Origin of the sequence: Corynebacterium sp. NML130628 (assembly GCF_001875665.1) — a bacterium.
In the GTDB taxonomy this organism is placed as follows: domain Bacteria; phylum Actinomycetota; class Actinomycetes; order Mycobacteriales; family Mycobacteriaceae; genus Corynebacterium.
In genome coordinates this window covers 1-12,490 of sequence record NZ_MLAL01000001.1, presented here as the reverse complement: position 1 = coordinate 12,490, position 12,490 = coordinate 1, and the positions used below count along the sequence as shown (strand labels likewise).

9 protein-coding genes and 3 pseudogenes are annotated in these 12,490 nt (G+C 56.6%); 6 read left to right on the top strand and 6 right to left on the bottom strand.

Annotated features, from left to right (window positions below; all coding sequences use genetic code 11):
• Positions 1 to 185 precede the first annotated feature (185 nt).
• From BJP07_RS11100 to BJP07_RS00045, 3 genes are all read right to left on the bottom strand, one after another.
• Positions 186 to 596: a hypothetical protein gene (locus BJP07_RS11100; RefSeq protein ID WP_071565482.1), complete on the bottom strand. Its 411-nt coding sequence runs from the start codon at positions 594 to 596 to the stop codon at positions 186 to 188.
• Positions 597 to 870: 274 nt separating this feature from the next.
• Positions 871 to 1,536: a hypothetical protein gene (locus BJP07_RS00050; RefSeq protein WP_071565481.1), complete on the bottom strand. Its 666-nt coding sequence runs from the start codon at positions 1,534 to 1,536 to the stop codon at positions 871 to 873.
• A gap of 2 nt (positions 1,537 to 1,538) precedes the next feature.
• The gene (locus BJP07_RS00045) at positions 1,539 to 2,393 is read right to left on the bottom strand and encodes a hypothetical protein (RefSeq protein ID WP_071565480.1); all 855 of its coding nucleotides are present in this window, start codon (positions 2,391 to 2,393) and stop codon (positions 1,539 to 1,541) included.
• 329 nt (positions 2,394 to 2,722) lie between these two features.
• Between BJP07_RS00045 and BJP07_RS00040 the strand changes: the two genes are divergently transcribed.
• The 5 genes and pseudogenes from BJP07_RS00040 to BJP07_RS00025 all read left to right on the top strand — a co-directional run bounded on the left by BJP07_RS00040 (position 2,723) and on the right by BJP07_RS00025 (position 7,009).
• Entirely contained in the window at positions 2,723 to 3,862 is a 1,140-nt protein-coding gene (locus BJP07_RS00040; RefSeq protein WP_071565479.1) for an NADP-dependent malic enzyme, read from the top strand.
• A gap of 642 nt (positions 3,863 to 4,504) precedes the next feature.
• Positions 4,505 to 5,593, top strand: coding sequence for an ABC transporter substrate-binding protein (locus BJP07_RS00035; protein ID WP_071565478.1), 1,089 nt, complete (start codon positions 4,505 to 4,507; stop codon positions 5,591 to 5,593).
• A 176-nt stretch (positions 5,594 to 5,769) separates the two neighbouring features.
• Positions 5,770 to 6,009 (top strand): annotated as a pseudogene (locus BJP07_RS11530) (IS256 family transposase); the annotation flags it as partial.
• A 13-nt stretch (positions 6,010 to 6,022) separates the two neighbouring features.
• Positions 6,023 to 6,124: pseudogene (locus BJP07_RS11335) on the top strand (RepA protein); the annotation flags it as partial.
• A gap of 69 nt (positions 6,125 to 6,193) precedes the next feature.
• Positions 6,194 to 7,009, top strand: a complete 816-nt coding sequence (locus tag BJP07_RS00025) for a hypothetical protein (protein WP_255365862.1) — start codon at positions 6,194 to 6,196, stop codon at positions 7,007 to 7,009.
• A 108-nt stretch (positions 7,010 to 7,117) separates the two neighbouring features.
• On the opposite strand, the gene BJP07_RS10890 is transcribed toward BJP07_RS00025, so the two are convergent.
• The 3 genes and pseudogenes from BJP07_RS10890 to istA form a co-directional block, all read right to left on the bottom strand.
• Complete coding sequence (locus tag BJP07_RS10890) at positions 7,118 to 7,678, bottom strand: hypothetical protein (RefSeq protein WP_143109604.1); 561 nt, start codon at positions 7,676 to 7,678, stop codon at positions 7,118 to 7,120.
• Positions 7,679 to 7,757: 79 nt separating this feature from the next.
• Positions 7,758 to 8,455, bottom strand: a pseudogene (locus BJP07_RS00015) (ATP-binding protein).
• A gap of 74 nt (positions 8,456 to 8,529) precedes the next feature.
• Positions 8,530 to 10,164: an IS21 family transposase gene (istA, locus tag BJP07_RS00010; RefSeq protein WP_083583951.1), complete on the bottom strand. Its 1,635-nt coding sequence runs from the start codon at positions 10,162 to 10,164 to the stop codon at positions 8,530 to 8,532.
• Between the two features lie 613 nt (positions 10,165 to 10,777).
• Between istA and BJP07_RS00005 the strand changes: the two genes are divergently transcribed.
• Positions 10,778 to 12,403: an LGFP repeat-containing protein gene (locus tag BJP07_RS00005; protein WP_255365859.1), complete on the top strand. Its 1,626-nt coding sequence runs from the start codon at positions 10,778 to 10,780 to the stop codon at positions 12,401 to 12,403.
• Positions 12,404 to 12,490 lie beyond the last annotated feature (87 nt).

Here is a 12,490-nt window from a genome sequence, read left to right as displayed (position 1 = left end):
CCCCCCGACATCGTAGCGCTGATCGATTTGCTCACAGCTCGGAGGTACTGGCCTTATCTTCCTCACATGAACCTCGACCTGATGGAGTAACACCACCCTGGAGCTAGGGACGTCATCACCGACTTGAAGCAAGAGTGACAGCCACACATAATGAGACGGATCTCATACTCATCATGGGCGATTACTCACACTTTTTCTGAGCCGTGTATAGCGGAGAAGCGCCCAAAACGTTTCCGCCGCTTTAGGAAACCACCCCCCGCCGCCCTACGCACCTGCAGCGCACCGACGAAGCCGAGTGCCAGGAAGGCCGTGGCGGCGAGAAGAGACCAGCGGGCGGCGTCTGCCATGCCCTCGCTGAGGGCCTGCACGACGGCCGCAGTTTGGTCACCGAATGCGTTGGTTACGCCCTCCGCGCGGAGTTGGGCCATGGAGGAGCCGGCGGGTTGGCGGGTGGTGGTGCCGGCGGCCGTGAGTGTCTTGGGGAGGGCGATGGCGAGGGCCATCGAGAAGACGGAGCCGGAGATTGCGGTGCCCAGGGCGGAACCGACCTGGCGGACGGTGCTTTGGATGGCGGAGCCTTGGCCGGAGCGCTGCACGGGGATGTCTCGCAGACGGTGCCGGTGAGCTGCGCCGATGCGAGACCGAGACCCAGTCCGTAGAGGGTGAGTGGGGCGGCGATGAGCCAGCCGCTGGTGTTTGCACCCATCATCGTAGCGAGGATGATGACCCCGAGCTCCACCGAGAGAACGGCGCGGCTGACCTAGTCGTGACGCGTTGGCGCAGTGGTCTCTCCTTCGCTCATCAGCAGAAAGTAATCGCGCCACAGGTTGAACATTGCGTCAACCGAACGGTTGAGTGGGGTTAACGATTCTAGAAAGACCAGTGGTAGTCAGCTATTTTGTGTTCTGGCCACCGGCGGTCGTGCCGCTCGTCGATGTGAAGCATGGTCCACACTCCGTCGATGTCGGACCCGTAGTGGCGAGCGAAGAGGACCGCCATCGAAAATTCCGTATCGATGACGGCTTCCTTCCACATTTGAAGCCCCTGCATCTCCTCGTCGGAGTAGCTCACAACTCTGATGTAACGGCCTTGCTCCAGTGGTTTTCCTGCTCGAGTAAACGAGCGTGGGTAGTGCGCGTACGGTGGTGTGTAAAAACTGTGTCCCCAAAACTCAGGGTATCCCTGGTAGTACAACAGCACAGTTGGCCACCCACAGCCGGACGTGAGTTCGGCTCGGTGGATCAGTTGATTGTTGCGAACTTCCGGACCAGTGTGATCGATTTTCTCGCCGTCGCAAAAGTAGATGTGCTCAGACTGAGCGGGATAGGAGTGCACACGGTACACCGTGCAATCAGTGAACGGGCCCTCGGCGTCCGTGGTACCTCCGCTGTATTTCATGCAATCGAACGTCACCTCTGTCGACGTGTTGTGCATCATGAGGCTATTCAGCACACCAGAAGCACTCAGGTCTGTAATATCTTCGAACTCGGTGAGCCCCTGGTTTTCGCAAAAGTCAGCCCACAGCGGACTCTCCATATTCAGTCTTCCTTCCAATCGAGTTGCTCAGTGACGGGTAAACGCTTAAGCCCATCCACGAACCGCGCAACCATGGGCTCGCCCAGCAGGTACGCGGCGTAGACCCCAAGCCCTGCCAGCCCGATCACGATCGACAGGGTCAGCCCAAGGACCATGTCCTCCTGCTGGCGGCTCAGCGGGTCGCCACTCTTGATCTTCGAGGACAGCACATCAAACTCGGCGGCCACCCGCTGCGTCCAGGGCTGGCCGGGAGGACGCATTTGGGTGAGGGGAGAGAGTCGGCCCGGGGCGTCGTCGTGAATGCCGCACGACTTCGGCTTGCTCGCGAGGTACGTCGGCACCTGCGTGCTGGCTTTGCAGGACTTGTTGGTCACAGAGGTGAGTTTCCACTCATACCAGGTCTTACTCGGCGGGGCCTCGACGGTGCTCGTTTGAGAAATCACGCCAAGGAAGGACACCGAGTTGCCAGCGGCGTCGACGAGCCAGGCGGGCCCGCCGGAGTCGCCCCGGATGAGGGTCTCATCGGCCTCTACCTTGATTACGCCGTCGCCAGCACCTTGGATATGCCCGCAGACGACTTTGCGTTGCTTCACCGAGTTCGCGCACACTGCCATACCGGCCTCGAGGGAGTCATAATCGGCAATCGCGTCGCCCGAAAACAGGTTCTGGCCTGCGGTGACATCCTCGTAGAGCCGGACGGCCATGACGTCGTCGTTTTTGAAGCGGGCGTCGATAAGCCCGGCGCGAGTGCTGAATCCGACAGCCTGGCTGTTTTTGTACAGGATTTCCCCGGCGTCCTGCGTGAAGCAGTGACGTACGCGGTTTTCGACGCCGCGTCGACGTAGCCGACCTGGCACTTCGTGATGCCCACCTCAACAACATCACCCTGGTTCACCACGACGCCGGCCGTGTAGTGCACCGAGCTGAGACTCGCCCCGGCGTTGGGGGTAGCCACTCCCGCTAGCGCCAACGTGGCGGCCAGCGTGACAGCTTCGAGTCTTGTTGGGCGTTGCACCTACGCTCCTTATTGGTATGGACTACAACATTGTACGTAAAGCAAGCTTATCCTAGTCCGCATTTTCCGACACCTGTTTCACGTGAAACATTCGCAGGACCGAACGGAGCACCCCTGACAACTTCAAGCTGTACTATAGGGGCAAACTTTTGATTGACGAAAGGACGTTCCATGCAGGAACAGCCAACTACCGAGGAAATCTTCGCAGCTCACGAGGGCGGAAAACTCTCCATCACCTCTACGATGGATGTGCGCACCATGCGCGATCTTGCCATCTGCTACACGCCGGGGGTAGCGGAAGTCTGCGAAGCCATCGCGCAGGACCCCGCCCAGGCACGGCGTTACACGGGCGCTGGAAACACCGTCGCCGTCGTCACGGATGGCACCGCGGTCCTCGGCCTCGGTGACATCGGCCCCCAAGCCAGTCTCCCTGTCATGGAGGGCAAGGCCCAGCTCTTCCAGCAGTTTGCCGGGCTGAACTCCTTCCCGATCGTCCTCGACACCCAGGACGTCGACGAAATCGTCGAGACCGTCGCCCGCATCGCCCCATCCTTCGCCGCCATCAACCTCGAAGACATCGCCGCACCACGGTGCTTCGACATCGAACGCCGCCTCGACGAACGCCTCAACATTCCCGTCATGCACGACGACCAGCACGGCACCGCCGTCGTCATCTATGCGGCACTGCGCAACGCCGGACGCGTCCTCGGCCGCACCCTCGCCGACCTGCGCGTCGTCGTCTCCGGCGCGGGAGCCGCGGGCATCGCATGCGTCGACATGCTTCTCGACGCCGGCATCCGCGACATCATCGTCCTCGACTCCCAAGGCCCCATCCACGCCGACCGCGCCGGCCTCAGCCCCGCCAAACAGTCCCTCGCCGCGCGCACCAACCCACGCAACATCCACACCACCGTCGACGACGCCCTCCGCGACGCCAACACCTTCATCGGGCTGTCCCGCGGCCACATCACCGAAGAACAAGTCTGCCTCATGGCCGAGGCCCCGATCCTATTCTCGCTGGCCAACCCCACCCCGGAAATCGAACCGGAAGTGGCGCGCCGGCACGGAGGGGTCGTCGCCACGGGGCGCTCGGACATGCCCAACCAGATCAACAACGTCCTCGCATTCCCCGGCATCTTCCGCGGCGCCATCGACGCCGGCGCCACCCACATCACTCGCCCCATGCTGCTCGCCGCCTCTGAAGCCATCGCCTCCCTTATCGACGCCCCCACCGCCCACAACATCGTCCCTGAGGCACTCGACCCCCGAGTGGCGTCGGTCGTCGCGAAGGCGGTGGCGGAAGCGGTGTAACAGCGGCTGACCTGCAAAGATAGCGAGGTTTTCCCGCGAACTTTACAAGGGCAAAAACTTCGCTATAATAGGCATCGAGCCTCCTGCCCACGGATTCCCCCCGAGTCCGGTTGAGCACTCAACACCCCCCCATTTTCGAGTGCGAGAGCGCAGGAGGTTCACTCTTTGCTTTTTATTGCGGGGGCGGCTGGGGCGACACCAAATTCCTTTGCACAGGGTGCGCGACCTGGGGAAACGCCACGTCACCGGCCCAAAATCAGGGAATTTGGTGCGTAGGCTGAGCGCCGCGACACCAAATTCCGGGTTTTTGGGAAGGGGCGTCGATAAAAGCCCAGGTGGTTGAAAATGCATGGAGGAATGTGGTGCATAGGGTTGCGTGGCCAGTGACAAAGGACGCAATCCTCCCTGCTGGCAGACTTCGGCAAAAGCCCAGGTCACGGAAAGTGGGTTGCGTCTTTTGTCACTCGGCCCAACTGGGACCACACCAAATTCCGGGATTCTGGGGAGCGGCGCCCGGAAAAGCCCAGGTCGGCGGTCAGCCGAGTGGGAATGTGGTGCAGGGGGAGGGGCGGGTTCGGGGATGGGGGCGTCGGTGGGTACACTGCTGGCGTAATCGCAACCTTGAAGAAGGAGTCCTTTCCTATGCGTCACCACGCCGTAGCCGCAACGTTGTTGACCGCAACACTGCTGGTCACCGGGTGCACCGCCGACAACTCAGCAGAAAACACTGCCGAACCTGCAACAACGACCACCACCCAAGCGGAGGAAACCACCCGCCTGCTCACGGACATCGACGGCACCGACGTGCGGGTGCCGAAGCAGGTGACGCGGATGGCGGATACGTGGGACGTCAATAATCAGTTTGTGCTGATGCTCGGCGGTGGGGAGACCCTGGTGGCCACCACCGAGGAAGCGAAGCAGCTGCCGTGGCTGACGAAGATCTACCCGCACGTCATGGAGCTGCCGACGCCGGCGTCCGGGGCGCGCCTCAACGTCGACGAGCTGAAAGAAATCAACCCGGAAATGCTCCTGACCTCCTCGAAGGAGCAGGTCGAAGCCGCGCAGGCGCAGGGGATCCCGGCAGCGCGCGTCGACTTTGATGACTTTGATCAGCTGATGAAGTCGGTACGTATTACGGCGAACGCGCTGGGCACCGAGGAAGCCGACGAGAAGGCCACCGAGTACGTGACCTACATGGATCGCAACCTGAAGTTGGTTGGGGACCGCCTGGGTGGCATGGCGGGGGAGAAGAAGCCGAAGGTGCTGCACATTGTCGGCGGGGAGGACGTCACGCAGGCGGACGGGCCGGACTCGCTGGTAGGCGAGTGGATTGCGGCGACGGGGGCTCGCAACGCTGTTGAGGACCTTGTAGACATCAAGACGGTCACCGCGGAAGATATTGTCGACGCCGCTCCGGACTTCATCATTGTGGGCGGTACGGAGGCGCAGCGGGGCGTCGATACGCTGGTGAATGATCCTGCACTGGCGAACGTGCCTGCGGTGAAGCAGGGCAACGTGGTGAAGAACCCGGTGGGGACGTCGAATTGGGACCGCTACTCGGCGGAGGAGGCGCTGCAGCTGCTGTGGGCCGCGAAGCTGTTCCACCCTGAAAAGTTTGAGGACATCGACCTGGTCGCGGAAACCCAACAATTCTACTCAACGTTCTACGGCTATGAGCTGAGCGCCACGGACGCGCAGCGGATCCTGGACGGCGAGGGCCCGGCGGCCTAACTCGGCTTAAGGGACATTTTGTGTGTATAAATCGATCCGGTTTCCCGGGATGACCTCGCCCAACAGATAGAAATGGTTTCCAAAACAGTTCCATTCGCCCGTTTCGAGAAATCAACACGAAATACCACCACACCTGTGATATAAGGCCCGACCGTTCTGCGGTAAGGCCAATTGCTATGGCAATCACAAACCGGCCGTCTTGCCCACTATGCGGCCACACACTGGTAAAAAACGGAACCACGACCGCAGGCACACAACGTTGGCGCTGCCTGAAATGCAACGCATCCACAATCAACCCCCGCGCCCACACCAACGATGTACGCCACTTCAAAATCTTCATCGACTGGATACTCTCCGGAGAATCCGCAGACCGCGTCGCCACACGACACAAGGTCACCAGACGCACCTTAACCAGGTAAATCTGCGCAGATGAAGTTGCTGGCTGCGACTACGCGTGTGCTGGGTGGGCTTTTAGACCATGACCCGCACTTTTCATACCGTTTTAGCCGTAATCCGTTCTATACCGGTAAAGCTCCGACAGCTTATCGTTGGTATAGGCAGCATAACCGGGTGATGCGTCTAGGTGACTTGATAAGGCAGGTGAGAGACTTGGTTGGGACAGGCCAGTATGAGGCTGCACCACGCCAGCAATTTAAGTCTGGGCGAGAACTGATTAACGCGGTGAAAACCCGTCGCGAAGAGGCACAGGCGTTTAAAGCCCTGGCTCAAGACGTGGACGTGGACGCGGAAATCTCCGCTGGACTCGACCAGTACGACCCGGAGCTCATCGACGGCGTGCGCGTGCTCTGGATTACCGAGGGCACCGCAGCCCGCGACGAGACCGCGTTTCGTCACGCTCTTAAGACCGGCCACAGGCTCCGCGCTGCCGGTCAACGACTCACGGATGCAGCCATCATCGACGCCTACGAGCATGCCTACAAGGTCGCACAGACCCACGGCAGCGCAGGCCGACCTGCAGAGCTTCCCCCGATGCGCGACCGCCAGACTATGGCACGACGAGTTCGCGGCTACGTGATCCAATCCAAGAGCACGGCCTACAGTGTCTCTAGCGCGCCAGGTAAAGCCACGAGCAGCGAACGAAAAGCACTCGCCACCATGGGACGTAGAGGCGGTAAGAAAGCCGCGCAACGCTGGAAGACAGCGCCAGATAGTGACTATGCAAAGCAGGAGCGAGCAAAGCTCGCGGTTGCTAATGAGAACAGGAAAACGAGTGCTGCTGCCGATAGCTTCGCTATCGCTAGTTGGTTGCTAAAGGGGAAAAGCGAGACTGGAGAATATCCAACAGTAGGTGAAGCAGCCGCAGAGTTTAGTGTGTCTAATCGGACGGTACAGCGTGCACTTTCCAAAGCCGGGATAGTTTTGCCAACTGGACGAAGAAAGGGGGACAGGCCGTAAGCAATATACGGTTCCCCCTGCCGTTCAGTTAGGCAGTTAGATAAAAACTCACTTGAAGAAAACCTTGGAGAAGATAGGGGATCTGGTTCTCTGGTCGCTAATAATTTGCTACTGCTGTGTGCTTGATAGAGAAGAGAGACTAAGTGAGCTCTTTTCTGGGGAGGAATCATTGTGCGGATTTTTCGGGTTGCTCACATCTGGGAAAACGGTGGCTGCATGTTTTAGGCCGATGTTCGCCTTGGATTTTTCCTGGTCTGTGAAACTCGAATTGCTTTGCATCGTTTCTTTAATCCAGGGGATCCTTGAGACAATGTTGGTGTGCCACATGGGGCGGTCTTGACCATCATTGCATTCGGGGTTGAATCCGCCGGCGGTGTGCACCGCGTAGAGGATGTTGTCTTTGTAGATGGGGGCTCCTGAGTCTCCGCCACAGGAACGTGAAGTAGTTGAGGATGTTCCTTTGAAAAGGTCGGTGTATGTAACGTTCCCGAAATTCAGGGAGTTAACTTTTTCGGAAATGACTGTCAACGCTGAAGAGGCATAATCATGGGGTTGCGCGTACCCGGTAAGTACGGCTTGATCTCCAATGGTTAACGGCTCATTAGCAAGAGTGAAGGTATCGGCACGGATCCCTTCGCCTACTTTAATTAAGGCAACTGTTAGGACCACGGATTTAGTAACGCTGTGGTGAGCAACCAGTAACGCCCGGGTGAGTATCGGGTAACACCCGGGCGTCGACCATGAGCCGCTACTTCGTAGTGGCTTCTAAGCGCATGTTCGGACCTTCCAGCGTGATGATCTCAGCACCAACAACAAGCCGATTGAGTATCGACTCGGCGATGACAGCATCCGGGATGGACTTGTACCACTCATCGGGCGTGAACTGGGAGGTGACAATCGTTGACCCGCGGTGTTCACGCTCAGCAAGAATGTTGATCAGCTGGTGTGCTGTGGCAACATCAATCGGTGTTGTTAAGAAGTCATCAAGCACGAGTACGTCTGCCAGGTGGAGATCATGAAGAAACTCCATGCGTGCTGTGTCATCATGGCGTAGCACCATCAGCTGGTTAGCCAGGGTGTCTGTGCGGAAGAAACGAGCCGAGTAGTCGTTTCTGCACGCAGCGGTAAGCAGTGCTTGGGCCAGGTAGGTTTTGCCGACGGATGATTTGCCGAGGATGACAATGCTTTGCGCTTTTGACACCATTGGCAGTGAGCGAGTCTGGTGATTTGCTCTTTGTTGAGGTTGCGGCCGGGTGCGTAGGTGATGTCTTCGATACACGCATCGAGATTTGGCGATCGGGATGCTTTGAGTAATTTGTTGACTCGTCGTTCACGCTTGGCCGCAACTTCTTTATCAAGCGCGTAGAGCACCTTGTCAGAAAAGCTCCATGAGTCGAAGATAGGATCTGCTGCAATATCAATGACGGTTCGGCCAAAAGCCGTCATACGTAGATCGGTAAAGACAGGCAGGATCGATTCATCAAGAAAGCGTGCTGATGCTGATGCTGGTTGTGGCTGTGTCATGACTGAAAACGTCCTTTCTTCGTGAGGTTTTCCATACTGAACTGGGCAGACCCACCCAGATATGCGCCGCGGGTATCGCGTGCGTGTTCCACCGGTGGTGTTTCAGGTGGTGTCGTGGCTGGCAGATCATGGCCTGTCGGGCGGGTTGATTGGTCTTTGCGTACCGCAGCCATCATGTTTTTCACCGCGGTATACGACACCGCCCTCCTGGTGCCATCAGGTGCGATTAAGCGTGCACAGGCTTGTTCCAAAATCACCTTGTTGGCGTGTTTGCCCATATTCAGTACGTTTCGACACGACTGAAATGCCTGGGCAGGGATTGCCCTTGCGCTGATGAGTTCTTCGATGACGCTCCGGGTTGCTGGCCCGATCTTGGCTGCTTCACGGTAGAAGTACTCACTGGTCCACAACCCTGTGGTATCAGCCATGTTGGCAGGAATATGATCCACATCGGTGGCATAGATCCCCCGGGCTTGGGCAAGCCGGTGGGTTGCAACACGCTGCCCGGCATCAAAGACGGTTACTTCATTGCCAGTGATACGTACATCGACAGTCCGGCCGACAAGCTGGTAGGGCACCGAATAACGTGCAGTGTTGACGGTGATGTGGAAGTTGGGGGCGATGTTCGCACGTTTCCATTCGGTATGCTGCCACGGTGATGTGGGAAGTTCGCCGAGTACATCGCGTTCAAACTCGTCAAAGAGCATCCTTCTGCTGGTGTTGCTACCGCGAAACGGTACCGCGTCATTGATACCGTCAACCAGGCTGCGGATGCGTGCATTGAGTTCATCGAGCCCAACGCATTGATGCCCGTGGAGGGTGTGGATGACTTTTTGGGTGATGATCTTGACTGCTGCTTCTACATTCGCCTTGTCCTTTGGACGCCGAGCACGAGCAGGCAGCGCAGCAGTGTTGTAGTGCTCAAGGAATTCCTCGTAGGTGGAATGGACCTGCCGGTTGCGGTCAGCAGCACTAATTGCATGTGATGCAGTCGAAGCATTATCAGGCACGATGACGTCAGCAACCCCGCCGAAGTATTCAAATGCTTGGATATGTGCCCACAGCCACGCTTGTTGCCGCTGGTTCGGGCAAGCACAAGCAAACAGCATGCCGGAATACGGTAGTGATGCTACGAAAATGCTGACTTTTGCACCCCGGGCATCGGTTGGGTCGAACAGGCGCATTGTGGTGCCGGCCCAGTCGACTTGCATGGTGTGCCCCGGGGCATGGGTAATGCGTGCTGTAAGTCCTGCGGCATCGACGTGTTCAGCAACAAGCTGGCGGAAGCGCTCGTAGCTGTAGTAACGCTGGGATGGGTGGGCTGGTTGGGTGGTGTAGCGGCCCCACAAGACTTGAAGGGTGACCTTGTTTCGGCCGGTGCGTGCTTTGGTCACTGCGTCGAAGTCGATGGGTACGAAGTCGCCTTGGGCAGCACTTCGGCCGTCAACAAACCATGTGGCCATTTCTTCGTCGGTAATACCGGCGAGTTGTTTACGGGTTGTGATCCGGTGTGCCGCCATTGTGTGGCGGGCTTTTTGGACTGTGGAGTGTGAGCATCGCACAGTCGAGCAGATTTGGCGGACGGACCAGCCTTGTAAGACAAGGTCCATCACGGCCCGGTAATCAGTCACGATCGGACTCCTCTGATGATGCCGCGTGCCCTGTTGTCACGCGGTCAGAAGAATCTTCTCCTAAAGCGTTACTCGATACTCACCATTGCGTTACCTGATAGTCACCACGGTGTTACTAGATACCCCCGCGCAACAGGCAACATCATCGTTTGTAGATTTGGTATAGATAGCAGCGATACCTGCTACTTCGCCATCTGATTGACGGAGAAAACCGTCCATAAACGGTGCGTTAGCTACGCAGTGATGTGCTGTGAGCCAGAAATTATTCCCTAGATAGCTTGCGGTGCAGTCGCGTCGAATGCGGGGCTCTTGTGGATTATCCAGGCTTGGGATTGCTGACCATAAAGCAGCAATCCGGTTATCGTTTACCGGTACTGTGCTACTTGCGCGTAGAGAAGCGAAATCACCATTGGATTCTTGGGCTACAGCAAGAGAAGTCCAAGGCATGGTAAATGCGCAGGTGAGGATTATAAGACTGGTTTTAACTATTTTCATGGTTACCCCACGGCTTGAGAGATGAGAATTTTTTCACTTAACCAGCGTAGCCTGCCACCAAGCTATAAGCTGACCTAGTAGAACAACTCCTTGTTTCACTCTCATCTAAGGACCACCAATGAAAGCTCCTTCACGCAAACTACTTGCTTTCGTCTCGGCAAGCTTATTAATCAGTACCACTCCCGGTACTGCAGTCGCGCAATCATCTTTTTCTGATTCATTATCGTCATCAGTGTCACAGGATACTTTTCCTGCTGATCCTAGTGAAAATACCGTAGAGGCAATCGACAATAAGGAAACGTCAGATGAATACCCCACTCCAGTACTGCCAGAGTGGGCTAAGGGGGCCTCGTCTGAAATTGTAGAGACTGAACTTTCACCGGAAGAAGTCTCCGAGTGGACTCCGACGAAATCTCCTAAATCTACTGTACGCCCTGGAGAAATGCGTAGCGATAGGGAAGAAATACCGGGTGATTTCACCAAAGAAGAGGCGGATCTTGCAGAAACAAAAGAAGCACAGCTGCAAGAAGAAGATAATCCGACCCTAAATTCTGCCCCGGGTTGCAAAGTTTACTGGCCTTCTCCTTTTGAAGTATGCGGTGCAATCCGGGAACTTTATGATTCCATTGGCGGACCGAAAAGCTTTCTGACGTTTCCTAAAAGCAACGAGCTAACTAATCCTGACGGTATTGGTAAAAGGTCCGAATTCGTCAATGGGTTTATCTATTGGCATCCAAAGACAGGCGCTCATACTGTTAGCATTCCTGCAACCGTCGTGTGGGCAAAGCATGGTTGGGAACGCGGACACTTCGGGTACCCAATGACTAATGATATCGCTCTCGGAGAGGGGTGGTATAAGCAGAAATACCAAGGTGGCTACATCTACACACAAAACTCCATTCCTGCAGTACAAGCAGGAATTCAAGGGCGAATATACGACAAATGGCAGGACATGGGAGCCCAAAAGAGTACTTTAGGTTTCCCTATCAGCAGCGAAGAAAAAACACCTGACGGGATCGGGCGATACAACCTTTTCCAAAAAGGAATTATGGTTTGGCACCCCAAATTCGGCGCTCACGCTATAACAGGCGATGTGCTACTCCAATGGGTGTATTCAGGCGCTATTGATGGAGATGTCGGTTACCCTGCTGGTGACCCTGGAGAGGAGCATGAGGGTTGGAAAGAGCAAAAATTTGAAAAAGGCAGCATTCATGGTGCCCAACTAGAAAAGTTTTTTCCTGACTTTAAGCCTGGGGCAGGACTCGAACAAGATGCACCTACCCTACAAGGCAGCGGAATTGCTGGAGGTAATGACTACACTGATGACGTGGTGCTGTCCACTCGGGACAGGTGCGGGACCCCTGTGGTACTACGACGCGGTTGGTACACCCCGGATGCTAAAAGGGGAAAATGGGGCCCTTGGGGCTATGACAAGATCAGGCATAAGCACGGAATTTGGAACCTATATACGATAAACAAGTACTTTAAAGGGCTCTGCGAAGCGAGGATGGAAGGTACCGACCGTATCTATGAAACTCCTATCTATGAGGCTCTCCGTACAAATGACGGAAAGAAGATTGGACCTGGCAGATCGTTCGAACTTCGAGCAGTAATAGAAACTACAGTGTGGGTCCCTGGCGGACTAGAGCCACGTGGGGTGAAGACAATGTTCCCGCTACGTGAGTCCAATGATGGCAGCGACGTGGTTCCCCAGTGGTTCAATATTGAGAAAAACATAGATTAAAACAGGCGCGGTGAGGCAGGGGGTAAATGATTAACCGTGGCCGGTTCGTGGAATATAAAGCTCTGTGCCCATCTTTTTGTCTGCCTT

Excerpts from the sequence above, each read along its gene's own strand:
- BJP07_RS00050 (WP_071565481.1), bottom strand. The coding sequence starts at position 1,536 with ATGGAGAGTCCGCTGTGGGCTGACTTTTGCGAAAACCAGGGGCTCACC.
- BJP07_RS00040 (WP_071565479.1), top strand. The coding sequence starts at position 2,723 with ATGCAGGAACAGCCAACTACCGAGGAAATCTTCGCAGCTCACGAGGGC.
- BJP07_RS00035 (WP_071565478.1), top strand. The coding sequence starts at position 4,505 with ATGCGTCACCACGCCGTAGCCGCAACGTTGTTGACCGCAACACTGCTG.
- BJP07_RS00005 (WP_255365859.1), top strand. The coding sequence starts at position 10,778 with ATGAAAGCTCCTTCACGCAAACTACTTGCTTTCGTCTCGGCAAGCTTA.